General features: G+C 57.8%; 20 protein-coding genes and 3 tRNA genes. 10 read left to right on the plus strand and 13 right to left on the minus strand.

All coding sequences use genetic code 11. The features are described 5' to 3' along the window. Window positions 1–65: 65 nt before the first annotated feature. Both ACXAC3_RS12125 and lon read left to right on the plus strand, forming a co-directional pair. Window positions 66–479 carry a DUF6636 domain-containing protein gene (locus ACXAC3_RS12125; RefSeq protein ID WP_475160403.1) on the plus strand — a complete coding sequence of 138 codons (414 nt, stop codon included), beginning with the start codon at window positions 66–68 and terminating at the stop codon, window positions 477–479. Window positions 480–702: 223 nt separating this feature from the next. Beyond that, the gene (gene lon / locus ACXAC3_RS12130) at window positions 703–3,114 is read left to right on the plus strand and encodes an endopeptidase La (RefSeq protein ID WP_475160406.1); all 2,412 of its coding nucleotides are present in this window, start codon (window positions 703–705) and stop codon (window positions 3,112–3,114) included. A 149-nt stretch (window positions 3,115–3,263) separates the two neighbouring features. On the opposite strand, the gene ACXAC3_RS12135 is transcribed toward lon, so the two are convergent. Both ACXAC3_RS12135 and ACXAC3_RS12140 read right to left on the minus strand, forming a co-directional pair. Next, window positions 3,264–3,338: transfer RNA gene (locus tag ACXAC3_RS12135), tRNA-Val, on the minus strand. A gap of 169 nt (window positions 3,339–3,507) precedes the next feature. Continuing rightward, window positions 3,508–5,334 carry a M10 family metallopeptidase C-terminal domain-containing protein gene (locus ACXAC3_RS12140; protein ID WP_475160408.1) on the minus strand — a complete coding sequence of 609 codons (1,827 nt, stop codon included), beginning with the start codon at window positions 5,332–5,334 and terminating at the stop codon, window positions 3,508–3,510. Between the two features lie 629 nt (window positions 5,335–5,963). Between ACXAC3_RS12140 and ACXAC3_RS12145 the strand changes: the two genes are divergently transcribed. From ACXAC3_RS12145 to uvrA, 3 genes are all read left to right on the plus strand, one after another. Beyond that, window positions 5,964–6,040: transfer RNA gene (locus ACXAC3_RS12145), tRNA-Asp, on the plus strand. Window positions 6,041–6,085: 45 nt separating this feature from the next. After that, a tRNA-Asp gene (locus tag ACXAC3_RS12150) sits at window positions 6,086–6,162 on the plus strand. A 168-nt stretch (window positions 6,163–6,330) separates the two neighbouring features. Further along, on the plus strand, window positions 6,331–9,189 hold the full coding sequence (gene uvrA / locus ACXAC3_RS12155; RefSeq protein ID WP_475160409.1) for an excinuclease ABC subunit UvrA: 2,859 nt from the start codon (window positions 6,331–6,333) through the stop codon (window positions 9,187–9,189). A 144-nt stretch (window positions 9,190–9,333) separates the two neighbouring features. Here uvrA and ACXAC3_RS12160 read toward each other — a convergent pair whose 3' ends face one another. The 6 genes from ACXAC3_RS12160 to ACXAC3_RS12185 all read right to left on the minus strand — a co-directional run bounded on the left by ACXAC3_RS12160 (window position 9,334) and on the right by ACXAC3_RS12185 (window position 14,756). Then, on the minus strand, window positions 9,334–9,876 hold the full coding sequence (locus tag ACXAC3_RS12160) for a site-2 protease family protein (RefSeq protein WP_475160411.1): 543 nt from the start codon (window positions 9,874–9,876) through the stop codon (window positions 9,334–9,336). A gap of 144 nt (window positions 9,877–10,020) precedes the next feature. Continuing rightward, window positions 10,021–10,353, minus strand: a complete 333-nt coding sequence (locus ACXAC3_RS12165) for a hypothetical protein (RefSeq protein ID WP_475160413.1) — start codon at window positions 10,351–10,353, stop codon at window positions 10,021–10,023. Window positions 10,354–10,450: 97 nt separating this feature from the next. Continuing rightward, entirely contained in the window at window positions 10,451–11,323 is an 873-nt protein-coding gene (gene mmsB / locus ACXAC3_RS12170) for a 3-hydroxyisobutyrate dehydrogenase (RefSeq protein ID WP_475160414.1), read from the minus strand. 3 nt (window positions 11,324–11,326) lie between these two features. Further along, entirely contained in the window at window positions 11,327–12,367 is a 1,041-nt protein-coding gene (locus ACXAC3_RS12175; RefSeq protein WP_475160416.1) for an enoyl-CoA hydratase/isomerase family protein, read from the minus strand. A 7-nt stretch (window positions 12,368–12,374) separates the two neighbouring features. Further along, a complete protein-coding gene (locus tag ACXAC3_RS12180) occupies window positions 12,375–13,517 on the minus strand; it encodes an acyl-CoA dehydrogenase family protein (protein WP_475160417.1) in 1,143 nt (380 codons plus the stop codon). Window positions 13,518–13,640: 123 nt separating this feature from the next. After that, window positions 13,641–14,756, minus strand: a complete 1,116-nt coding sequence (locus ACXAC3_RS12185) for a carboxylate-amine ligase (protein WP_475160419.1) — start codon at window positions 14,754–14,756, stop codon at window positions 13,641–13,643. A 138-nt stretch (window positions 14,757–14,894) separates the two neighbouring features. Here ACXAC3_RS12185 and ACXAC3_RS12190 point away from each other — a divergent pair, with 138 nt between their 5' ends. Then, a complete protein-coding gene (locus tag ACXAC3_RS12190) occupies window positions 14,895–15,746 on the plus strand; it encodes a class I SAM-dependent methyltransferase (protein WP_475160421.1) in 852 nt (283 codons plus the stop codon). A gap of 71 nt (window positions 15,747–15,817) precedes the next feature. Next, a complete protein-coding gene (locus ACXAC3_RS12195) occupies window positions 15,818–16,294 on the plus strand; it encodes a fasciclin domain-containing protein (RefSeq protein ID WP_475160422.1) in 477 nt (158 codons plus the stop codon). A gap of 54 nt (window positions 16,295–16,348) precedes the next feature. Here ACXAC3_RS12195 and ACXAC3_RS12200 read toward each other — a convergent pair whose 3' ends face one another. Then, window positions 16,349–16,933, minus strand: a complete 585-nt coding sequence (locus tag ACXAC3_RS12200) for a L,D-transpeptidase (RefSeq protein WP_475163424.1) — start codon at window positions 16,931–16,933, stop codon at window positions 16,349–16,351. 208 nt (window positions 16,934–17,141) lie between these two features. Then, window positions 17,142–18,641: a CoA-acylating methylmalonate-semialdehyde dehydrogenase gene (locus ACXAC3_RS12205; RefSeq protein ID WP_475160423.1), complete on the minus strand. Its 1,500-nt coding sequence runs from the start codon at window positions 18,639–18,641 to the stop codon at window positions 17,142–17,144. Between the two features lie 124 nt (window positions 18,642–18,765). Here ACXAC3_RS12205 and ACXAC3_RS12210 point away from each other — a divergent pair, with 124 nt between their 5' ends. The 3 genes from ACXAC3_RS12210 to coaD all read left to right on the plus strand — a co-directional run bounded on the left by ACXAC3_RS12210 (window position 18,766) and on the right by coaD (window position 20,722). Then, window positions 18,766–19,647: a LysR family transcriptional regulator gene (locus ACXAC3_RS12210; RefSeq protein WP_475160424.1), complete on the plus strand. Its 882-nt coding sequence runs from the start codon at window positions 18,766–18,768 to the stop codon at window positions 19,645–19,647. A 60-nt stretch (window positions 19,648–19,707) separates the two neighbouring features. Then, a complete protein-coding gene (locus tag ACXAC3_RS12215; protein ID WP_475160426.1) occupies window positions 19,708–20,145 on the plus strand; it encodes a CBS domain-containing protein in 438 nt (145 codons plus the stop codon). A gap of 85 nt (window positions 20,146–20,230) precedes the next feature. Then, on the plus strand, window positions 20,231–20,722 hold the full coding sequence (coaD, locus tag ACXAC3_RS12220; protein ID WP_475160427.1) for a pantetheine-phosphate adenylyltransferase: 492 nt from the start codon (window positions 20,231–20,233) through the stop codon (window positions 20,720–20,722). On the opposite strand, the gene gap (ACXAC3_RS12225) is transcribed toward coaD, so the two are convergent. The 3 genes from gap (ACXAC3_RS12225) to gap (ACXAC3_RS12235) form a co-directional block, all read right to left on the minus strand. Beyond that, window positions 20,714–21,718, minus strand: coding sequence for a type I glyceraldehyde-3-phosphate dehydrogenase (gene gap / locus ACXAC3_RS12225; protein ID WP_475160429.1), 1,005 nt, complete (start codon window positions 21,716–21,718; stop codon window positions 20,714–20,716). The genes coaD and gap (ACXAC3_RS12225) overlap by 9 nt on opposite strands. Window positions 21,719–21,800: 82 nt before the next feature. Then, entirely contained in the window at window positions 21,801–21,944 is a 144-nt protein-coding gene (locus ACXAC3_RS12230) for a hypothetical protein (protein ID WP_475160431.1), read from the minus strand. 71 nt (window positions 21,945–22,015) lie between these two features. After that, on the minus strand, window positions 22,016–23,017 hold the full coding sequence (gene gap, locus ACXAC3_RS12235) for a type I glyceraldehyde-3-phosphate dehydrogenase (protein WP_475160434.1): 1,002 nt from the start codon (window positions 23,015–23,017) through the stop codon (window positions 22,016–22,018). Window positions 23,018–23,087: the final 70 nt, after the last annotated feature.

A 23,087-nucleotide genomic window follows, 5' to 3' on the forward strand; every position in this document is an offset into this window, starting at 1 on the left:
GGGTGTTTTGGTAATCTGCCACACGACTATTCAAAACAATTAATGTGTTTTTGCCGGAGATTTCGATGCCTCGTTTCCTTGCCCCATTAGTTGTATTTGTTGTCTTTTCTACCGGGCTGTATGCGGATGTCTGGACGTTTGAAACACCGTCCGAAAACATCCAGTGTTCGGTTGGCCAGGACGTGAACGCCTCGGATATCTATTGCACCATTATCGAACGCCGCGGCGCGCCGGCCTTGCCGCGCCCGACGAATTGCCAATCCGACTGGGGTCACGTCTTTTTCATGTATAACACCGGGCCCGCTCAGATGCTGTGTCGCCCGCTGGACCGCAATCGCAATGGGTTTGACAGGGCCGAATATGGCGTGACCGGAAGGTTTGGTGGGTTCGTATGCCATTCCTCGAAAAAAGGGTTGGAGTGCAGGAACCAGGACGGGCACGGCTTTTTCCTGTCGCGGGCGGTGCAGAGGTTGTTCTGACGCGTGCTTTTTCAGGCGTGCCTGCATGTTTTGTGAAATTCAGTGGATATATGCGCCGGACGCCTTGCAGTCCGCAAAAGCTCGGTTCATTCTGAATCATGTTACATGGCGGTAAGGTTGAAAAAGGGCGATGAGGCCCCACCTTTATCGTCCAAGACAGGAGACGGCCGGGCGTTGCCTTGAATAGGGACCAGAGCCGTCTTGCCAACGATAAGGATTGAGCATGCAAGAGCCCCTGAATTCCTCATACCCCGTACTTCCGCTGCGCGATATTGTGGTCTTTCCACATATGATCGTGCCGCTGTTCGTGGGTCGGGAAAAATCCGTCCGCGCGCTGGAAGAAGTGATGCAGGACGATAAGCAGATTTTGCTGTCCAGCCAGATTGATCCGGGTGATGACGACCCGGTGGTGGAGGGCATCTACCGCTCGGGCGTTTTGGCCAACGTTCTGCAACTGCTGAAACTGCCCGACGGCACGGTCAAGGTGCTGGTCGAAGGTCAGGCCCGTGTGCAGATCACCGAGTTCCTTGAAAACGAAGAGTTTTTCGAGGCTCGTGCCGAGTATCTGACCGAAATTCCGGGCGATGTGACCACGACCGAAGCGCTGTTGCGCACCGTTGCGGATGAGTTCGAGCGCTATGCCAAAGTGCGTAAGAACATTCCCGAAGAAGCTCTGACTGCCGTTGGTGAAACCGCCGAACCGGCCAAGCTGGCCGATCTGGTATCCGGTCATCTGGGCATCGAGGTTGAGCAAAAGCAGGAACTGCTGGAAACCCTGTCCGTCAGCGAACGGCTTGAAAAAGTCTATGGGCTGATGCAGGGAGAGATGTCGGTTCTGCAGGTCGAGAAAAAGATCAAGACCCGCGTTAAATCCCAGATGGAGAAGACGCAGCGCGAGTATTACCTGAATGAGCAGATGAAGGCCATTCAGAAGGAGCTTGGCGATGGTGAGGACGGCAGCAACGAGGTTGCCGAACTCGAAGCCAAGATCAACGAGACCAAGCTGTCCAAAGAAGCGCGCGAAAAGGCGGAAGGCGAGCTGAAAAAGCTGCGCAACATGAGCCCGATGTCGGCTGAGGCCACGGTCGTGCGCAACTATCTGGACTGGATTCTGTCGCTGCCGTGGGGCACAAAATCCCGTGTCAAAAAGGATCTGGGCCGGGCGCAGGAAATCCTTGATGACGACCACTATGGTCTTGAGAAAGTCAAAGAGCGGATCGTTGAGTACCTGGCGGTTCAGCAGCGGTCGAAAAAACTGAAAGGACCGATCCTGTGCCTTGTTGGACCTCCGGGCGTGGGTAAAACCTCGCTGGGTAAATCGGTGGCCAAGGCCACGGGACGCGAGTTCATCCGCATCTCGTTGGGTGGGGTTCGCGACGAATCCGAAATTCGCGGCCACCGCCGGACCTATATCGGTTCGATGCCCGGTAAGATCATTCAGGCGCTGAAAAAGGCGAAGACCACGAACCCGCTCATCCTGCTCGATGAGATCGACAAGATGGGGCAGGACTTCCGTGGCGACCCGGCTTCGGCCATGCTGGAAGTGCTGGACCCTGAGCAGAACAACACGTTCATGGATCACTATCTTGAGGTCGAATATGACCTTTCCAACGTGATGTTCCTGACCACGTCGAACAGCTACAACATGCCCGGGCCTCTGCTGGACCGGATGGAGATCATTCCGCTGGCCGGTTACACCGAAGAGGAAAAGAGCGAGATCGCCAAGCAGCACCTGATCGGCAAACAGATCAAGAACCACGGCCTCAAGGCCAAGGAATTTGAACTGACCGACGAGGCGCTGCAAAAGATCATCCGCACGTACACGCGTGAGGCGGGCGTGCGGAACCTTGAGCGCGAGATTGCCAAAGTGGCGCGGAAATCGCTGACCAAGATCATCAAGAAAGAGGCGGAAACCGTACAGGTGACGCCGGACAACCTTGACGATTTCCTTGGCGTGCCCAAATTCCGCTACGGTCTGGCCGAACAGGACGATCAGGTCGGTGTGGTCACCGGCCTGGCCTGGACATCCGTGGGCGGCGACCTGTTGCATATCGAGGCGCTGAAACTGCCCGGCAAGGGGCGGATGAAGACCACCGGCAAGCTGGGCGATGTGATGAAGGAATCCATCGACGCGGCGTCCTCTTACGTGCGGTCTATCTCACCTCAGATCGGGGTAAAGCCGCCGAAATTCGACACCCTGGACATCCACGTTCACGTGCCGGACGGGGCAACGCCCAAGGACGGTCCGTCGGCCGGCCTGGCCATGGTGACCTCGATCGTGTCCGTGCTGACCGGAATTCCGGTGCGCAAGGATATTGCGATGACCGGAGAGGTTTCGCTGCGCGGCAATGCGATGCCGATTGGCGGGCTGAAAGAGAAGCTTTTGGCTGCGTTGCGCGGTGGAATCAAAACAGTTCTGATCCCGGAAGAAAACGAAAAGGATCTGGCCGAAATTCCCGACAACGTGAAAGAGGGGTTGGAGATCATTCCGGTCACTCATGTTTCGGAAGTTCTGAAACAGGCGCTGGTTCGGACCCCCGAAGCGGTGGATTGGGACGAGGCCGCAGAAGAAGCCGCGGCCGCTGCGGCCAAAGTCACTTCGGACGGAAGCGGCGCATCCGCCACAGCGCATTAAACAACGATGAGACTACGAAAGGGCGGGGCGTTTTCCCCGCCCTTTTTCGTTGACCGGTGGTTGTGTGGCCTGAGTTAAACGGCAGAACACCTAAATGCCACGAAGTGTTAGAAAACGACTTTGTCATTTGCCGAAACATGCAGGGAAAATGGTGGGTGATAAGAGATTTGAACTCCTGACATCTTCGATGTGAACGAAGCGCTCTACCACTGAGCTAATCACCCGTGAGGACGCGTATTATACACAGATGATTTCACTCGCAAGAGGGGGTGGTTGGCTTTTCCGGAAAAAGCCCATTTGCCGCTCAGGCTGTTGGGCTGTTTGCACTGTCGAAAGTTTCAGCGGAGATTGGGCTCAGGCGACAGCGCTCCGCCGCCTGAGGTCTCCCTCTGCTTAAAGGATGAAGTCGCCTTCTGTAAGGTTGTGCAAACCTGTAAGTTTGATCAGCATTTCGGGGTCGCTGTCACCATCGGTATCGACATAAACAAAGGTAATGTCTTTGTCTGTTCCGGGCCGGTTCTTTTTAACAACCCAGACTTCACCAGCGTCGGAATCTCCAGCAGCGGTGGATCCGTTAAACACAAACATATCGTCGCCAACAGAAACTGTGCTGGCGTCGATCGCGCTCAGGTCGATTTTGTCCTGACCGGCGGTAAAATCCGTAATGACATCTGCGGTTGACGTAGCTACCGACCCTTCCTTGATCGCGTTGAACACAAAGGTATCGGCGTTTCCTCCGCCTGTCATAACGTCTCGGCCGATACCACCGATCAGGATATCGGTTCCCGAACCGCCATTCAGGGTGTCGTTGCCTCGTCCGCCGTCCAGGGTGTCGTTGCCAGTATTTCCTGTCAGCTTATCATGATTCATTCCACCCGACAGATAATCGTTGCCGCCCCGGCCAATCAGATTGTTGGCGGCCTCGTTTCCGGTAATGTTGTCGTTTTGCGCTGTGCCGTCGACATTCTCGACTGACTGTATGGTATCCATGCCGTAACCAGTATTCTGCGCTGAGGTGTTCGACAGATCTACGGTTGCGCCAACTGAACCGATAAACCGCAACCAATCGACACTTCGCCCGCCGTGGATAAAGTCGTCCCCATCATTGTCCTTCACGATAATGACATCTGAACCAAGGCCTCCAGAAAAGAAGTCGTTGCCGCGCCCGCCGTTCAGAGTGTCATTGCCGCGGCCACCGTGAATTTGGTCGTTACCGCTTCCCGAGGAAAGAACGTCGTGCCCATTGCGGCCTTCGATCTGATTGTTTGCGTCATTTCCAATGATTACGTCGCCGCCCGAGCCGCCGATTGCGTTTTCGATTACAACTGTGTTGGCAATTGTGAACCCACCGCGAATCCCTTCGGCGAAAGAAGGGGTGCCGCCCGCGTCATGGCCTGTCAGATCGGCGTCCCTAAGATCGATTACAACCTTGCGAGTCACGCCTTCGGCCGAGATAGTGTCGTCTCCACCCGTGTCCCAGATCGCCTGCCAGTAAGTGCCAACCCCGTTTTTACCGGTGATGTAATAGACATTGTCACCGTTTCGGTAATTGCTGGTCCCGTAAATCTCCTGCAATGCGGCAATGTCCAGTGCCATCGGCGTAGCAGTTCCGCCATAGGTGTAGGTCGTCATGGGCACAACCTCGGGATACCCCGAATTGTAGGACATGATCGTGAACACACCTTGGTTCTGGCCATGCGTTCCATAATCGTCAAAGGATTGAGTGACGCCAGGAAATACCGACGAGCTTCCGCCGTTGTCATGAGGGTGAGCCAAGCCCAGACCGTGCAAAATTTCGTGCAGGATCGTTGTGAAACCTTCGCCGCCTTTGACCAGCGCTTCACGGCTGAAGAGAGGAGTATCATAGGCGAAGAAGCCGAACAGTGTATTGATTCCATAATCATCCTGTAGAATTGGCTTGTCGCCGGGCACTTGATGATACCCGAGGCCTCCTTCCAGAAATTCGGTTGTTACCAAGCCAAAGGAGATGTTCTCGAAATAGGTTGTCCCATTAGGAGACAGAAAATCAACTTCTACGAAGTCAACTGGAATAAATGTCTCGATTATCGCCAGCGCCGCGCGAAATGCCTGCATTTCGTAGGGCCGCATTGTCTTGAAGCCAGACACCGTCGAGTCCGCGAAGGAATAGGTAATGGTGCCTGCAGGGCCTCCGACGTTGGTGTTCACATTCCACGACGTTCCCCAAATCAGCCCGTCCACGTATACGTTACCAGTGGGGTTGGTACCCGGAGAAGTTGTGCTGACAACTGACATTTTCTACTACTTCCTTCTTAACAAAACGCGGCGGGACTTCTGTATCGAGTTTCTAAAATCCATTCGCGTCAAATTTGACCTTCGACCCATTAACAAAGATTCGGAACATTTTTCCTTGGATTAGATGGTTCCAATGCTATTCGGAGTATGCAAGCAACGCGTCCTGAAATCTTCGCGGTAGACGTTCTTTTGCATCTCTTGCCGTTGCAATGTGGCTGAATAGTGGCGCAAGGCTGACGTTTACGAAGCGTCAGTTTGAGACGGGCAGGGCGTGTCTGTTCGATCTGGTGCAAGCGGGTGATTTGATCAGAGTTTATCCAGCGCGTGCATCCTTCGCGTGTTGGCTTCGGGGCCTTGCCGCACCGCCAATTTTTCACGATTTGCCCGCCAAGTTCGCGGGCATGTTCAGGAATTTCCGCGCGCCGGCAATTTGGTGGGCGTGGCGGCTTAAAGAAACGAGACGGCCAAAAATCCAAACAAAAAATGCGTTGGTCAAAAAAACTTCAAAACGCCGCTTGACGATGCCGGGGCGTGGCCATAATACACCCCAACGTTCAGCAACGAACGGGCAGCGGGCGGTTGTAGCTCAGTTGGTTAGAGTACCGGCCTGTCACGCCGGGGGTCGCGGGTTCGAGCCCCGTCAACCGCGCCATCGCTGCCAGCCTTGGTTCAGGCAATAGAACCATGAAATAGATGCGCGGTTGTAGCTCAGTTGGTTAGAGTACCGGCCTGTCACGCCGGGGGTCGCGGGTTCGAGCCCCGTCAACCGCGCCACTTTTCCTTTGATGCCGAAGAAACCTCAGCCAGCTAGCAGGTTGGCTTTGGCATGGTGTCAGCAGGTGTCGGCAATAACCCGTTAGTTCACACTTTGTTCTAACTTTTCTATTGGAGACTCAGTGCCGCTCGCCTATTTCTAGGACACTTGTGTGTTGGGAGCCAAAAATGGCTGAGCTGAAGAATATCGAGGTACGCGGCGCGCGCGAACATAACCTCAAGAGTATCGACGTGGACATCCCGCGGGATCAGCTGGTGGTGATCACCGGACTGTCGGGTTCGGGTAAGTCGTCTCTGGCGTTTGATACGATCTATGCCGAAGGCCAGCGTCGCTATGTCGAAAGCCTGTCAGCTTATGCGCGCCAGTTTCTGGACATGATGGAAAAACCCGATGTCGATCACATCAGCGGCCTGTCCCCGGCAATTTCGATTGAACAGAAGACCACGTCGAAGAACCCGCGCTCGACCGTCGGTACGGTAACCGAGATCTATGATTACCTGCGGCTGTTGTTTGCCCGCGCCGGCACGCCCTATAGCCCTGCAACCGGGCTGCCGATCGAGGCGCAGCAGGTGCAGGATATGGTCGACCGCATCATGGCGATGGAGGAAGGCACGCGCGGCTATCTGCTGGCTCCGATCGTGCGGGACCGCAAGGGGGAATACAAAAAGGAGTTTCTGGAGCTGCGCAAGCAGGGGTTCCAGCGCGTCAAGGTGGACGGGGCATTCCATGAACTGGATGAACCGCCGACGCTGGACAAGAAGTTCCGGCACGACATCGATGTTGTTGTCGACCGGCTGGTTGTGCGCGAGGGGATGGAAACCCGGCTGGCGGACAGTTTGCGGACTGCGCTGGATCTGGCGGACGGCATCGCCGTGCTTGAGACCGCACCGCGTGAGGGCGATCCGGAAAGAATTACCTTCAGTGAAAACTTCGCCTGTCCAGTCAGCGGCTTCACCATCCCCGAGATTGAACCGCGCCTGTTTTCCTTCAACGCTCCTTTCGGCGCCTGCCCGGACTGCGACGGGTTGGGGGTTGAGCTGTTTTTTGATGAACGGCTTGTTGTTCCCGACCAGACCCTGAAGCTGTACGATGGCGCGCTGGCCCCGTGGCGTAAGGGCAAGTCGCCCTATTTCCTGCAAACAATCGAAGCCATCGCGCGGCATTACGAATTCGACAAGAATACGCCGTGGAAAGACTTGCCAGAGAACGTGCAGCAGGTGTTTCTGCGCGGCTCGGGCGATGAGGAGATCCAGTTCCGATATGACGAGGGCGGGCGGGTTTATCAGGTCACCCGCAGCTTTGAGGGCGTTATTCCGAATATGGAGCGTCGCTATCGCGAGACCGACAGCGCCTGGATACGCGAAGAGTTCGAGCGGTATCAGAACAACCGTCCTTGCGGGGCGTGCAACGGCTATCGCCTGCGGCCCGAAGCGCTGGCCGTCAAGATCGCTAGCCTGCATGTCGGGCAGGTGGTTCAGATGTCGATCCGAGAGGCGCTGGCCTGGATCGAAGGCGCACCCAAGCACCTGAGCGTACAGAAGAACGAGATCGCGCGGGCCATCCTGAAGGAAATCCGCGAACGTCTGGGCTTTCTGAACAATGTCGGGCTGGAATATCTTACTCTGTCCCGCTCAAGCGGCACATTGTCCGGCGGTGAAAGCCAGCGGATTCGTCTGGCCAGCCAGATCGGTTCGGGCCTGACAGGTGTTCTGTACGTGCTGGACGAGCCCTCTATCGGTCTGCACCAGCGTGACAATGACCGCCTGTTGGGCACGCTGAAAAATCTGCGCGATCAGGGCAATACGGTGATCGTCGTCGAACATGACGAAGAGGCCATCCGCGAGGCCGATTATGTCTTTGATATCGGGCCGGGGGCCGGTGTGCATGGCGGTCAGGTTGTCAGCCAGGGTACACCGGATCAGATTGCTGCGGATGCCGCGTCAATGACGGGTCAGTACCTGGCCGGTACACGCGAAATCCCTGTGCCGGCAGAGCGTCGCAAGGGCAACAAAAAGAGTGTTTCGGTGGTCAAGGCGACCGGAAACAACCTCAAGAACGTCACGGCGAAATTTCCCCTGGGCAAGTTCGTCTGTGTGACCGGCGTGTCAGGCGGTGGCAAGTCGACGCTGACGATTGAAACCCTGTTCAAGACCGCCTCGATGCGGCTGAACGGCGCGCGGCAGACCCCGGCACCCTGCGAGACGATCAAGGGGTTGGAGCATCTGGACAAGGTTATCGATATCGATCAGCGACCCATCGGTCGGACTCCGCGTTCGAATCCAGCCACTTACACAGGTGCCTTCACCCCGATCCGCGACTGGTTCGCCGGATTGCCCGAGGCCAAGGCGCGCGGTTACAAGCCGGGCCGCTTCAGTTTCAACGTCAAGGGCGGCCGGTGCGAGGCCTGTCAGGGGGATGGTGTCATCAAGATCGAGATGCACTTTCTTCCCGACGTCTACGTAACCTGCGAAACCTGCAAGGGCGCGCGCTACAACCGCGAGACGCTTGAGATCAAGTTCAAGGGCAAGTCCATCGCCGATGTCCTTGATATGACAGTGGAAGACGCGCAGGAATTCTTTAAGGCCGTGCCTTCCATCCGGGACAAGATGGATGCGCTGGCGCGGGTTGGTCTGGGGTATATCAAAGTCGGTCAGCAGGCGACCACGCTTTCAGGTGGTGAGGCGCAGCGGGTGAAGCTGTCCAAGGAACTGTCCAAACGCTCGACCGGTCGGACGTTGTATATTCTGGATGAACCCACAACCGGGCTGCATTTCGAAGACGTCCGCAAGCTGTTGGAGGTTCTGCATGAACTGGTCGATCAGGGGAATACAGTGATCGTGATCGAACACAATCTGGACGTGGTCAAAACGGCGGACCATATCATTGATATCGGTCCCGAAGGGGGCGACGGCGGCGGCGAAATCGTGGCGACCGGAACGCCCGAGGATGTGGCCGCAGTCGAGCGCAGCCATACCGGCCGTTATCTGAACCAGATGCTGAACCCTGAACAGGTCGCGGCGGAGTAACGTCCGCCGCAGGTCATCTTGTGTGCAGAATTAGTATTGGGCGTGCCTCAGCATGTGCCAATGACGCAGCAATGGCGGAAAGAACAGGAACACGAAGCCGAAATAGGTATAGGCAAATATCATCATCGGGATCCAAAGCAGCACTCAGATTAATCCGATGAACCCTGCAATTCGTGTGGCTGTTGTGGCGGATACGATGCGATTCAGTCCCGCATGCAGAAGACGCCCGCCATCCAGCGGCATCAGGGGCAGCATATTGAACAGGGCCAGCCACAGGTTCAGTTGCGCCGTCACCGCCAGCACCCAGCCCAGGTCCGGCGAAGCGACCATTGGTTCCAGCAGAGAGCATACCGCCCACAACGTCAGGTTGACGATCGGACCCATGGCCACGATCAGTTCATCTTCATAAGACGTCGTTGACCGGCGGTGTTCACAGAATCCGCCGCCGCCGTAAAGCACGACCCGGTTGACGGGAACGCCCTGAACAAGGCACCCCCAGGCATGGCCCAGTTCATGAAGAAGGATCGACGCCAGAAGAATTGCCACAAATCCAAGCGCATAGGGCAGGCTGTCCGGGTCAAAATTAAACCCGACAATGATCAGGACAAGAAAGATCAGGCTTTGGCTGAATTGTATTGGTACGTTCCACGGGCCGCGGAACTGAAAAATCGTGCCGTCATTATTCATATTCAATCCTCGCAATAGCAAGAATTGTGATGACGCCAAATTGCGTCAAAATTTTGGACTTAACTTCTGGGTTGTGGCAGAACGTTCTTTTTATTGACGTTTTGGCGGGCAGTGTCTGAAGTGGACAGCTCTGGGCCGAGAGCGTCAGTTCAGGATATCAGCCACCGCTCCGATCAGATTCAGAACTTTGTGCGTATCCGGGTCGACGCGGTACACATAATCGCCCGCGCGCACGTAATTGCCGCCAGGGCGCAGCCCATAACGGTATGGATCGCGGACCCAGAAGTAATCCCGGGTGATATAGTCGCCCGTGTTGTACAGCTTTTTCGCCTGACCCGGCGGCACGCAGGGCACCGCCTTTTTCGCAAGCCCCGGCGGGCAGTGACCCGACTTTCCTTTTCCGTTCCCGGCCAAGGCCACGCCTGAACTGAGCGCAAGCGCCAGAATTGCCGTCGAAATGGTCAAGACACGCGACATCTTACTTCCTTCTGCATGAGCGTCGGCTTGCAGGATAGATGGCTGTTGCGTTCAGGTTGGTCAACCGTGTGGGCGGGAAGCCGCCCACGCGGGTCGCTCAGCCCCGGTTGCGCTTTTCGAACCGGGGCAGCATGGCCGAGAAATCCATGCCCAGACCGCCCTCATTTTCGACGAATTGTTCGTAAAGGGCGGTTGCGGCCTGGCCCATCGGCGTGTCCGCGTCAGAGCTTTTGGCAGCTTGCTGGCTAAGGCGCAGGTCCTTAAGCATCAGTTCTGCCGCAAATCCGGGCCGATATCCGTTGTCCGCCGGGCTTTCCGGTCCGACGCCGGGGGCGGGGCAGTAGGCATTCATCGTCCAGCTATAGCCCGAGGATGTACTGACCACGTCAAACATCTTCTGGCGGTCCAGCCCCAGCTTGTCGGCCAGAGCGAAGGCTTCACAGGTGGCAATCATGGTGACGCCAAGGATCATGTTGTTGCAGATTTTTGCGGCTTGCCCGGCACCGGACTCACCGCAGTGCACGGCTTTTTGCCCCATGATATCGAACAAGGGATCAGCCTTAGCAAACGCGACGTCGCTGCCGCCGGCCATGAAGGTCAGTGTACCGGCGGCCGCACCGCCAATTCCGCCAGAGACGGGGGCGTCCACGGCAAGAACGCCTGCATTCCCCGCCTGTTCGGCAACGGCCCGGGCGCTGTCGACATCGACGGTCGAGCAATCGATCCAGACCGAGCCGGATTTCATGGCGGGCACGATCTCATCCGCTACCGCGCGCAGGATTTTCCCGTTCGGCAGCATGGTGATCACGATCTCAGCGTCAGCGGCGGCCTCTGCGCCAGATCCCGCTATTTTCACACCCGGAACGTCGACATCGGCCATGTCGAAACCTGTCACCGTATGGCCAGCCTTGGCCAAATTGGCCGCCATTGGATTGCCCATATTGCCCAGGCCGATAAATCCGATCTTCATGTACTATTCCTCCTCGAATGTCAGCGCGTCATCGCCCAGGGGCTGAAGCATTTTTGAAACCGCGACGGCTGGTACGGACTGGTCGCTGTACTGCCAGGTGGGATTGCGATCCTTGTCGATGATCTGCGCACGGATACCTTCCAGAAAGTCGCCATGTTCCATCGCCCGGTAGGTGTACTTGTATTCCAGTTCCAGCGCCGTGCGCACCGTCACGGTCGGGGTGCGAAGCCGGTGGAGTATTTCGATCGTGCAGGCCATCGACAGAGGCGAATTGCGACCCATGAGAGTCAGCGCCTCGGAAGCCAGTTCCTGATCCGAGTTGCGCAGCGCGTTCAGGATGTCAGCCAGCCCTTCGCCGCCAAACAATGTGTTCAGTGAGGACTGGGCCTTTTCCAGATCGCTGGCAGGAGGCGGCGCGCAATGCTGTTCCAGCATCGCGACATCACCCGACGCTTCGAGCATTTCAATCACGTCCGACCAGTGCCGAAGCGGGATGTAATGATCCGCGAACCCGGCGAAAATCGCGTCGCCCGGCCCCATGCGGTGACCCGTTGTCGCAAGATACTCACCCAGTCGGCCGGGTGCCAGAGCCAGCATGAACGAGCTTCCGACATCGGGAACCAGCCCAATGGAACATTCCGGCAAGGCAATCTTTGAGCTTTCACCTACGACGCGGTGAGTGCCATGGCAGCCGATGCCGACACCGCCGCCCATTGTGAACCCCTGCAAAAAGCTGACGACCGGTTTGGGATATTCAAAGATCAACGCGTTCAGGCGGTACTCGTCCCGCCAGAAAGTGCGTCCGTAGCCATAATCCTGTTTCATCCCCGTGGTGTAGAGGTCGGCAATATCGCCACCCGCGCAAAAGGCTTTGTCACCTTCGGCGTCAAGGATGACAAGGTCCACGGTGTCGTCTTCCCGCCAGTTGCGCAGCGCCGTGTCGATGGCCATGCACATGTCGTATGTCATGGCGTTCAACGCTTTGGGTCTGGTCAGCGTAATACGCCCGGCGCGACCCGTGGTCCGAATTTCAATATCTGCCATTGGATCCTCAGCGATGGGCAAGCAACTGGCGCGATACGATTACCCGCATGATTTCATTCGTGCCTTCCAGAATCTGATGAACGCGCAGGTCACGCACCAGCTTTTCAATTCCGTAATCGGCAAGATAGCCGTAACCGCCGTGAAGTTGCAGACACTGATCCACGATCTTTGAGCCCGTTTCGGTGACGAATTTCTTGGCCATCGCGCAGAACTTGGTGGCATCCGGCGCGCCCTGATCCAGTTTCCAGGCGGCCTGACGCAAAAAGGTGCGGGCGGCCTGCAATTCGATCTCCATATCCGCAAGGCGGAATTGAAGGGCCTGAAACTGGTCAATGGACTGCCCGAACGCCTTGCGTTCCGACATGTATTGCAGCGTCATGTTCAGACCTGTCTGTGCCGCCCCCAACGAGCATGAGGCGATATTCAACCGGCCGCCGTCCAGACCCATCATCGCGTATTTGAACCCGTCGCCTTCGACGCCGACAAGATTTGCCGAAGGGATTTTGCAATCATCGAACTGAACCTGCGCGGTCGGCTGGCTTTTCCAACCCATCTTTTCCTCCAGCGCACCAAAACTCAGGCCGGGGGTGCCGTCCTCGACATAAACGGTCGAGATGCCTTTGGGGCCGTCCTGCCCGGTTCTGACCATGCAGACATAAGCATCGGAATAGCCGCCGCCGGAAATGAATGCCTTGGTTCCGTTCAGTGTGTAGCCTTCGTTTGTTCGTTCGGCGCGTGTTTTCAGTGCGGCCGCGTCGGAACCTGATCCGGGTTCGGTCAGACAATAGCTGAGGACCGTATTCAGGCTCAGCACGTCGGGCATGATGCGGGATTTCAGATCGTCGCTGGCAAAGCTGTCCAGCATCTTTGCGCACATATTGTGGATCGACAGGAAGGCCGCGACTGAGGGGCAAGCCATCGAAAGCGCCTCGAACACGAGCGTCGCGTCCAGACGGGTCAGCCCCGAGCCACCGCTGTCCTCGGACACGTACAGCCCGCCGAACCCCAGCTCTCCGATGCGTGGCCAAAGGTCTTTGGGAATCGTGCCGTCGGCCTCCCACTGACGGGCGTAGGGGGCGATGTTTTCCTGCCCGAAGCCATACGCCATGTCGAAGATCGCGTTCTGCTCTTCTGTCGTTGCAAAATCCAAGGCTTACCTCCCACGCGACCCGATGAATTGAACGAGTGTTTATTTCTCAATTCTTACAGAAATATTGCACGGCCAGCAATCACCGGTTTGGGCAACTTTTGATACGTGTTCCGGCGCCGGGCCTTACAGGTCCATGTGGTATTCTTCGATCAAATGCCGCACCACTGCCTTGCCCGGATCGTCGTCTCTTGCCGCGGCCTCGGCGTAGACACGGCGTTGTCGTGTGGCCGAGGTTCCATTCTGCGCGATTTGTTGCAGCCGGGCCAGTTCCGTCATGGTTCCCAACGCCTCGCCATCTTCGGCCAGCAACCCCATCAATTCACCCATAAGGTCGGGCATGGGTTTGATGGACCGGTCTCCGAAATCGATCAGCCCTTCGCCCACGCCATAGCGTTGCGCACGCCAGCGGTTTTCGCCGATGAGGAACTGATCATAGTTCCGCCACCGCAGGTTCCGGTCCTTCAGGCGGCACAACATCCGCGTCAGGGCCTGCACGAGAGCGGCAAGCGACAGCGTGTGTTCCAGCCGTGGCTGAACATCCATGATCCGGGTTTCCAGAGTGGGAAAGCGATGCGACGGCCGCAGGTCCCACCAGATCTTTGTGGTGTCTTCGATCACGCCCAGCTCGACCAAAATGCCGGTCGTGCGTTCATAGTCTGACCAGCTGGCCAGAACAGGCGGTAATCCTGTGCGCGGCAGGTTGTCGAACACCGTCAGGCGATAAGAGGACAGCCCCGTATCCTCACCGTTCCAGTACGGAGACGATGTTGACAGCGCCAGCAGGTGGGGCAGGAAATACGACAGTTGCGGCATCAGATCGGCGCGGATTGCGGGGTCTTCAACACCGACATGCACATGCATCCCGCAGATAAGCATCCGTCGCGCGACACCGCCCAGGGCATGTTGCAGCGCGTCATAGCGGTCCTTGCGCGTGTGATGCTGTTTCTTCCAGTCCGCGAACGGGTGGCAGGACACGGCAATCGGCGCAAGGTTATACTCTGCGGCGCGCTCGGCCACGCAGGATCGCAGGCGTTTCAGGTCTTCGCGCGCGGACTTGACCGTTGAATGTGGGCGGGTGCCAACCTCGATCTGGCATTGCAGAAATTCCGGGCTGACCTGTCCCTGAAAATCGGCTTCGCAGGCTTCCATCAGGGCGGCAGGCGCTTCGGCAAGCTGAAGGCTGTCGCGATCGACAAGCAGATATTCTTCTTCGATGCCCAGCGTGAAATCCTGCTGCATGGCGGCCCTCGTCTTACCGTTCACAACAGTGAATACGGAAAATCGGGTTTTGCCAAGTGTTTGCCCCGGAGGTTCTTGCAGAGCCCCTGTCGGCAACGCTATGGAGTTTGGCAGAATATCCCGAACCGGAGACATCGCGTGAAACCCAGGAAATTCACCCGGCTCAATGCCGCGCTTGACCGGTTTGGTGTGAAATTGATCGACAAAGTGACCGAACGGGATGAGCGGACCCGGCTTGAGGCGTTTGAACGGGCAGGGGGGCTGACCCGCCCGGCATATGCGCTGTCTCCGGGGATGGACGGGTTCGACATCGGGCAACTTGTCGATGACTATGCCCGGCATGCCGAGGCGCTTGAGGCACTTAAAGACCCTGCGCGGAACAAGACCGGTTACCGCATCGGCAACGGATATTACGACAGCCCGGACGCGGACGCCCTGTACCTGATGGTCCGGCGTTTCGAACCCCGTCGCGTGATCGAGGTCGGCTGCGGCAATTCAACCCGGGTGACCCGACAGGCGATAATTGATGGCGGGCTTGAGACGACGATCACCGCCATCGATCCCTATCCCCGCGCGGACATTGCACATGTCGTCGACCGGTTCGAACAAAAGCGTCTGGAAGAAGTCGATCCGGTCCTGTTCGAACAGCTGGAAGCCGGTGATATCCTGTTCATCGATTCCAGCCATGTCGTTCGTATTAGCAACGACGTGGCCCACCTGTTCTGCCAGATCATTCCGACGCTTAAGCCGGGCGTGGTGATCCACGTACACGACGTCTTCCTGCCCTATGAATACCCCAAACGTTTCTTCTATGACTGCCCGGGGTGGGGCGAGCAGTATATGCTGCACGTCATGCTGCAATCCGGAGCGTTTTCAATGCTCTGGCCGGGGTATTACCTGCAACAGGACCGTCCGGATGCAGTCGCGGCGTTGCCGTTTCTCAAAGATGGCCGCGCACAGAGCATCTGGGTTCAGATCCGGGAAAATTGATCGCAAAGTGATCCGGCGCGTTAAAACGCCCGTACCCCTTTCCATAACAAGCTGGAGAGGAGAAGACAGTTATGTTTCGCCGCACTTTCATGGGCGCCGCTGCCGCATTGGCGCTCGCCTTGCCCGTAAAGGCCCAGGCCGCCGATATTGTGGACACTGCCGTATCTGCCGGATCGTTCAACACGCTGGTCGCTGCCGTTCAGGCCGCCGGGCTGGTTGATACTCTGAAAGGTGATGGACCGTTTACCGTGTTCGCCCCCACTGATGAGGCTTTCGCCGCCCTGCCGGAGGGAACGGTTGAAACGCTGCTTCTGCCCGAGAACAAGGACCAGTTGGTCGAGATTCTGACCTATCACGTGGTGCCTGCCAAGGTGATGTCGGGTGACATCGCCGGCAAACGCGCCAAGGTTCTGACAGTTCAGGGCGACCGCCTGAACGTGAACGCCAGAAACGGCGTCAAGGTGAACGGCGCCGAGGTTGTGCAGGCTGATATCGAAGCCAGCAACGGCGTCATTCACGTGGTCGATGCGGTCATCTTGCCGGAATAACAACGTACCACAACAACCAAAAAGCCCCGGCCCATTTGGCCGGGGCTTTGTTCGTCAGACCAGTCTGACCTGTGTTCCGATCTGTACCAGCGGATACAGTTCCTCGACATGCTGATTGTACAAACCGATGCATCCGGATGAGCTCTGCCGGCCGATTTTCCGGGTGTCGTGCGTGCCGTGCACCAGATAGGCGGGCCAGCCCAGATACATCGCGCGGGTGCCCAGCGGGTTGCCGGGGTCGCCACCTTCCATTCGAACGGGCAGGGAAGGATCACGTTCACGCATCGATGCTGTCGGCGTCCAGCTAGGGTTTTCGCGCTTGCGTACAACCTCTGTATAGCCGCGCTTGGTCAGTTCCTCGCTCATCGGGACCGAGCTGGGATACAGCTTGTAAGACCCGTCCGCGCCCCAGTAATGAACCGCGCGGCTGGTGATATCGGCCAGCAGGCAGCCAACGCCAAGCTCATCAAAATGGTCCTGCCAGTTTTGCTGTGAAAACGACGATACATTGCGGCGCACCGGAAGCTGCGTGCTGATGGCTTCTTCGTCCGGCGGAAACGCATCCGTGCTTTGCGCGCGCACCAGTGCTGGTGCCGCCATAAGAGACGCTGCGCCCAGCAAGGCAGAGCGGCGGGTCATGCGGAAATTTGACAAATTGGCCTCCGGTTCAGGAACTGCTCGAGCAATAATTTGCCGCGAAAATATTTGCCGCCGGCCTGATTTGCTAGGGTCCGGCGGCTAAATTTATCGTGAAGCCGCCGGAATTGTTCCAAATTGGCAAGGCTTCGCCGAAACAACCCGGCCTGTTCAGGGCCGGGTTGTTCCATGTTCGTAGCCGCAGCGCGGATCAGTCCATCGCTTTGAAGTTGAACTCGCCGCCTTCCTTGATGCCGGACGGCCAGCGCGCTGTGACGGTCTTGGTGCGTGTGTAGAACTTGAAGCTGTCCGGCCCGTGCTGGTTGAGGTCGCCGAACATCGATTTTTTCCAGCCACCAAATGTGTGATAGGCCAGCGGCACCGGGATCGGAACGTTGATGCCGACCATGCCGATGTTGATCCGGCTGGCAAAGTCACGCGCGGTGTCACCATCGCGGGTAAAGATCGCGGTGCCGTTGCCGTATTCATGATCCATCGCCAGTTTCAGCGCCTCTTCATAAGAACCCGCGCGGACGGTGGACAGAACCGGGCCAAAGATTTCCTGCTTATAAATGTCCATCTCGGGGGTCACATGGTCGAACAGGTGCGGACCGACAAAGAAGCCGTCCTCATATCCCTGCAAGCTGAAGTCGCGGTTGTCGACGACCAGCTTGGCACCCTGTTCGACGCCCGAGTTGATGAGGCCCAGAATACGCTGCTTGGCGGCACCGGTGACCACCGGGCCCATGTCGACATCATCGCCAGCCGTATAAGGACCGACCTTCAGCTTTTCGACGCGAGGGATCAGCTTTTCGATCAGCGCATCTGCGGTTTCCTCACCCACCGGAACGGCGACCGAGATAGCCATGCAGCGTTCGCCTGCCGCGCCGAAACCGGCGCCGACCAGCGCGTCTGCTGCCTGATCCAGATCCGCGTCGGGCATCACGATCATGTGGTTCTTGGCACCGCCAAAACACTGCGCGCGCTTGCCGTTCGCCGTGGCGCGGGAATAGATGTACTGCGCGATCGGGGTCGAACCCACGAAAGACACACCCTGAATGACATCACTGTCGAGCAGCGTGTCGACCGCCTCCTTGTCACCGTTGACCACCTGGAACACGCCCTTGGGCAGGCCCGCCTCAACAAACAGTTCCGCCAGCATCAGCGGGACCGAGGGGTCACGTTCGGACGGTTTCAGCACCACGGCGTTGCCGCAGGCTAGGGCAGGACCGACATGCCACAGAGGCATCATCGCGGGGAAGTTGAACGGCATGATCGCGGCGACAACGCCCAGCGGCTGACGCATGGAATACATGTCAATGCCGGGGCCGGCACTGTCAGTGAACTCACCCTTCAGCATCTGCGGCGCGGCAATGCAGTATTCGATCACTTCCAGGCCACGCTGCAGGTCGCCCTTGGCGTCGGGGATGGTCTTGCCGTGCTCGCGGCTCAGCGCTTCGGCCAGTTTGTCCATGTCCCGGTTCATCAGTCCGACCATGGCCATCATGACGCGGGCGCGTTTCTGCGGGTTGGTCGCCCCCCATGCGGGCTGCGCGGCAGCCGCGCTATCGATGGCGGCGGTGGTTTCGGCTGCGCTGGCCATCGGGCACTTGTACTGTACGTCGCCTGTGGCCGGGTTGAAGACGTCATCGAAACGGCCGGATGTTCCGGCGACGTTTTCGCCATTGATGAAATGGGACAGTTCGTTCATTGCAAGTTCCTCCGGTGTATTTGCGCGCACAATAGGCTTGCAAAAATTACTTGAACAGAGGCAATATCTCAAAGAAGTTTTGCAAAAATGCAAAGGTCGGGACGTGGCGGCGAATTGGGATGACATGCGCGTTTTTCTGGCAGTCGCGCGCGAGGAAAGTCTGTCGGCAGCGGGTCGGATTCTCAAGATTGATCCGGCGACGGTTGGGCGCAGAATTGCGCGGCTTGAGGCATCGCTGGACGCGCCTTTATTTACCAAATCCCAGCAGGGCTATGTCCTGACGTCGGCCGGAGAACGGTTGATGGATCACGGGCTGAAGGCCGAAGAGGCCATGCGGTCCGCAGCGGGTGCGCTGTCCGGATCTTCCAAGACACTCAGCGGTCAGATCCGGATCGGGGCCCCGGATGGCAGCGCCAATTATCTGCTGCCGCAGGTCTGCGCAAAAATCAGTGATGCGAACCCGGATCTGGATATCCAGATCCTGGCCTTGCCGAGGATCATCAACCTCTCCCGGCGCGAGGCTGACATGGCGGTGACCGTCAGCGCGCCGACAGCCGGCAAACTGCTGGTTCAGAAGATCAGCGACTATAAGCTACATCTTGTCGCAACTCAGGATTACCTGAGCCGACATGACGCCATCCAGTCTGTCGAAGACCTGAAGGGCCACCGGATGATCGGCTATATCCCGGATATGATATTCGACCGCGAACTGGACTATCTGGTGGACATGGGGGTTGACCGTGTCGCACTTGCATCGAACTCGGTTTCCGTACAATTGCGCCAGGTTGCGCTGGGTTCGGGGATATGCGTGGCGCATGACTTTACACTGCCGTTTCACCCGAATTTGCGGAAAATCCTGACGGATCAGGTGAGTTTGACCCGAAGTTTTCATCTGTTGCGCCACCAGGGCGACCAGCGAAACGAAAGGCTGAACCGCTTTGCTCAGGCGCTCAGCCTCGGTATTCGCGAAGAGGTTGAGCGGTTAGAGGCCGAAGCTTCACCTTGACAGGGTTAAACATTCCGGCAACGCTTTGGAAAACAGGAAGTTATTTCGGAGGTTACGCACATGCTTGTTCAGGCCATTCTGAAATCCAAGGCCACCGAAGGTGTAGAAACGGTTCTGCCTTCGTTGACCGTGTCCGATGCCGCAAAAATTCTGGCGGACAAGCGGATCGGGACGGTTGTTGTGTCCGAGGATGGTGGCGAAACGGCGACGGGCATCCTGTCCGAGCGTGACATCGTAAGGGAACTGGCCGCCAGCGGCAGCGGCTGCCTGACCCAGCCGGTCAGCGCCTATATGACCAGCGACCTTGTCACCGCCACCCGGCAGGACACAGTTCAGGACATTCTGTCCCGCATGACCGAAGGGCGCTTTCGCCACATGCCCGTCGTGGAAGATGGCAAACTGATCGGCATCGTCACCCTGGGCGACGTCGTCAAGGCGCAACTGTCCGAACTGGCTATGGAAAAGGACGCGCTGGAAGGCATGATCATGGGGCATTGAAGCCCCTGCGGCCTGACTCCACCTCTTGCACCTGCGGCAAAGTTATGTTTGCTTGCGCAGAAATTTTGTTGCGCTGGAGGCCGCGATGAGGGTTGGATTATATCCCGGAACTTTCGATCCGATCACCTTGGGTCATGTCGACATCATCCGCCGCGCCTCGGCTCTGGTGGACAAGCTGGTCATTGGCGTTGCGATCAACAGGGACAAGGGCCCGCTGTTTTCTCTGGAAGAACGCGTCGAGATGATCGAGGCAGAATGCGCCCTTCTGACCGAACAGACCGGAACGGAAATTGTCGCCCATCCCTTTGAGAACCTGCTGATCGACTGCGCGCGGGATGTCGGTGCCCAGATCATCGTGCGCGGTTTGCGGGCCGTTGCCGATTTTGAGTATGAATTCCAGATGGTTGGAATGAACCGGGCCCTGGACGACTCGATCGAGACTGTGTTCCTGATGGCCGAAGCGCGGCATCAGGCCATTGCGTCGAAACTGGTCAAGGAAATCGCGCGGCTTGGCGGGGACGTGTCGAAATTCGTCACCCCCCGCGTCAATGCCGCGCTGAAAGACCGGTTAGTTTAGGGCACCCATCGCCGCCGCCGTATCCAGCATGCGGTTCGAGAAGCCCCATTCGTTGTCATACCACGCCAGAACACGGACCAGCGTGCCGTCCGTCACCTTGGTTTCGGGCAAAGAGACCGTCGAACTGTGGGAATCGTGGTTGAAATCGACCGAGATCAGCGGACGATCTTCGGCCGCCAGAACGCCGGGGATTTTGGCTGCGGCCTCAGAGAACAGTGCGTTCACCTCATCCTCGGTCGTCGGGCGCGACACTTCTGCCACCAGATCGACGACAGAGACGTTGGGGGTCGGAACGCGAATGGCCTGACCCGTCAGTTTCCCCGCCAATTGCGGCAGCACCAAACCTACGGCCGACGCAGCACCGGTCGTTGTCGGGATCATCGAAAGCGCAGCGGCCCGGGACAGGTAGGGGTCCTTGCCAGCCGTGTCGTGGACGGGTTGGCTGGCGGTATAAGCGTGAACGGTGGTCATGTTGCCGTGCACGATCCCAAGCCCGGCATCCAGCGCGGCCGCGACCGGAGACAGGCAGTTGGTGGTGCAGGATGCGTTCGAGACAACCGTGTCATCCGCAGTCAGTTCATGGTCGTTGACGCCAAAAACTATGGTCTTCACCGCGCCGTCGCCGCGGGCAGGGGCCGAAATCAGCACTTTCTTCGCGCCGTTTTCGAAGTGGCGCGACGCAGCCTCACGCGTGCGGAAAACACCGGTGCATTCCAGAACGACATCGACATCGGACCAGTCGAGCTTTTCCGGTTCGCGCTCACTGGTCAGGCGGATCGGCCCGCCCCCTACATCAAGGCCGTTGTCATTCAGGGTGACCGTTTTTGGATACCGGCCGTGCACGCTGTCGAACTCGAACAGGTGGGCGTTCATTTCCGGCTTGGCCAGGTCGTTGATGGCGACGATTTCAACATCGGTGCGACCTGTTTCCATTGCGGCGCGCAGAACACCGCGTCCGATGCGTCCAAATCCGTTGATGGCAATCTTGAGTGTCATGTTCCGCTCCGTCCGGTTTTCCGCTAAAAGTAAGTTAGCGCTAACAAAGATAGAATGGCAAAAAAGTCAAGCAAAACCTCTGTCAGCGCCAGAAAGCGAGCCAGTCCAGAAAAGCATAAAGCTTCTTGCCAAGAAACACGAAATGTTCCGGCCCAAAGACCGCGTAGTCGATAATACACCCGCCAAGGATAAGAAGGCCAAGCCATATGGCGATTTGATTTGTCATGCCGGCCCCGAACGAAAACGCCCGCCCAGATAACCTGAGCGGGCAAAAAGGTTCAAGATTTCAGGCCGATCTTAGTTAAGCCGGCCCATTGCGGCCGCGACATCGGCCATGCGGACCGAAAAGGCCCATTCATTGTCATACCAGGCCAGAACCCGCACCATACGATCGCCGACAACGCGCGTCTGGTCCGGCGCAAAGATCGAGCTTTCCTCGGTATGGTTGAAATCGGTCGAAACCAGCGGCGCGGGTTCGTAACCCAGAACGCGCTGCATCGGCCCCCGCGAGGCTTCGCGGACGACGGCGTTGACCTCCTCCACTGTCACATCGCGCCCGGCGCGGAAGGTCAGATCGACGGCCGAGACATTCGGTGTCGGCACCCGGATGGCTGATCCGTCCAGACGACCTTTGAGGTTGGGCAGAACCTCGCCCAGCGCCTTCGCGGCGCCCGTCGAGGTGGGAATCATCGACATGGCCGCAGCGCGGGCGCGGTACAGATCGCTGTGGCGGCGGTCCAGAGTTGGCTGATCGCCCGTGTAAGCATGGATCGTGGTCATGATGCCGTGTTCGATCCCGATCCCTTCGTCCAAGACCTTGGCAAGCGGAGCAAGGCAGTTGGTGGTGCACGAGCCGTTCGACACCATCTTGTCATCGGCAACCAGGCTGTTGTGATTCACGCCGTAGACGATGGTCTTGTCGACATTCTTGCCCGGGGCGGACAGCAGCACCTTTTGCGCGCCGCGTTCAAGGTGGGTATTGGCCTTCAGGCCGTCGTTGAACTTGCCGGTGCATTCCAGAACGACGTCGCAGCCATCCCAGTCAAGTTCCTTCATGTCATAGGTCGAAAACATCTCCATCGGGCCGCGACCCAGATCCATGGTTTTGCCGTTGATGGCGACATCGCGGGGAAAGCGGCCGTGGATGCTGTCGTATTTCAGCAGATGCGCAGTGGTTTCCAACGGGCCTGTTGCGTTGACCTTGATCACTTCGATGTCGTTGCGGGCTGACGCGGCGATGTGCGACAGGGTGCAGCGGCCAATGCGGCCAAAACCATTGATACCGACCTTGATGGTCATCTGACGTCTCCAAATGCGCTTGCTTTAAGCGCCATATAGCGGTGAATTCTTTTTCTCAAAAGCCCAAAAG

It is taken from the genome of Ruegeria sp. ABV4_181 (assembly GCF_056158465.1).